At 74.6% G+C, this 1544-nt stretch carries 1 protein-coding gene and 1 pseudogene; one reads left to right on the forward strand and one right to left on the reverse strand.

The window, feature by feature from the left end; translation table 11 throughout:
• The first annotated feature begins 174 nt into the window (after positions 1-174).
• A complete protein-coding gene (locus OZN99_RS31255; protein ID WP_270939093.1) occupies positions 175-879 on the forward strand; it encodes a YggS family pyridoxal phosphate-dependent enzyme in 705 nt (234 codons plus the stop codon).
• A 6-nt stretch (positions 880-885) separates the two neighbouring features.
• Here OZN99_RS31255 and OZN99_RS31260 read toward each other — a convergent pair.
• Positions 886-1544: pseudogene (locus tag OZN99_RS31260) on the reverse strand (hypothetical protein); the annotation flags it as partial.

Below are 1544 nucleotides of genomic sequence, written 5' to 3' on the forward strand. Positions count from 1 at the left end.
GCCGCGCGGCAGCCGCGCCGCCGCCGCGCAGGGATCGGGCAGGCGCCGGGGATCCGACAGCAGCCAGAGCCGGGGCAGCCACCGCGCGGTGCGCCCCTTCGCGCGCCCGCCCGCCGGCTTGAGCCGCCGGGCCCACCCCTCTAGCGTCCGCCCTTCCAAGACCCGGACCCCTCCGTGACCGACGCCGCGCCCGACGCATCGAGCGACCCCGAGGCCATCGCCCGCAACCTGGCCGCCGTAAAGGCCCGCATCGCGGAAGCCTGCGCCCGCGCCGGCCGCGACCCGGGCACGGTCACGCTCGTCGCCGTCTCCAAGACCCATCCGGCGGAGGCGGTGCTGGCGGCGCTGGCCGCTGGGCAGGCCGTGTTCGGCGAGAACCGCGTGCAGGAGGCGATGGCGAAGTTCCCGCCCTTGCGCCCCGCCCATCCGCAGCTGCGCCTGCACCTGATCGGCGCGCTGCAGACCAACAAGGCGCGGGAGGCGGTGCGCGTCGCCGACGTGATCGAGAGCCTGGACCGCCCGAAGCTGGCCGCAGCGCTGGCCGATGCCATGGCGAAGGAAGGCCGCCGCCCCGCGCTGCTGGTCCAGGTCAACACCGGCGACGAGCCGCAGAAGGCCGGCGTGCCGCGCGCCGAGGCCGACGCCTTCCTGCGCGCCTGCCGCGACGACCATGGCCTGGAGATTACCGGCCTGATGTGCATCCCGCCCGTCGAAGGCGACCCGCGCCCGCATTTCGCCTGGCTCGCGGGCCTCGCCGCCCGGCACGGGCTGCGCACCCTGTCCATGGGCATGAGCGGCGACTTCGAGGCGGCGATCGCCGAGGGCGCCACCCATGTCCGCATCGGCACCGCGATCTTCGGCAGCCGGCCGAAGCCCTGAGGCCCCTCAGCCCCGCCCGGCCTTCCGCAGGACGAGGTCGCAGAACGCCGCCGAGATCCGCGACAGGCCGGGCAGCAGGTAGTCGAAGCCCTCCCGCGCCTCGGCGAACATCGCGCGCATGCTGGGATTCGCCTCGAACACCAGCAGCCGCCCATCGGACAGCATCGCGCAGTCGATGCCGAAGAAGTCCAGGCCGAGCCGCGCGCCGATCTCCCGCACCGCCCCCAGCCGCGCCGGACCGAAGCGGCGTTCGAAATCCGCCAGGTAGGCCTGCTCGTCGGCCTGCGCCTCGGGGTGGGCGCGCATGAAGGAGCGGGAGTTGCGGTGATGGATGTTCCAGTGGTCGGCCGCGGCCAGGTGCTCCGGCATCGGGCGGCCATCCACCACCATGATCCGCGTCTTGCGGTACACCCCGTCGGCGTCGCGGAAATCGACGAAACTACTGAGGAACAGCGCGGTCATGGGCGGCAGCTCCGCGAAGTCCGCGGCATCGCGCAGCAGCACCATGCCCTGGCCGGTATGGGTGCCGGCCGGCCGGGCGATCACCGGCAGGTCGAGCCCGGCCTCGTCCAGCGCGGCGCGCACCGCCGCCGCGGTGTCGGCCGCCGGCGCCACGCGCACCAGGCGCGGCACCACAAGGTCCGGAATGCCCGCGAACAGCGCCG

Source organism: Falsiroseomonas oryzae (genome assembly GCF_027856955.1).
Lineage (GTDB): Bacteria > Pseudomonadota > Alphaproteobacteria > Acetobacterales > Acetobacteraceae > Falsiroseomonas > Falsiroseomonas oryzae.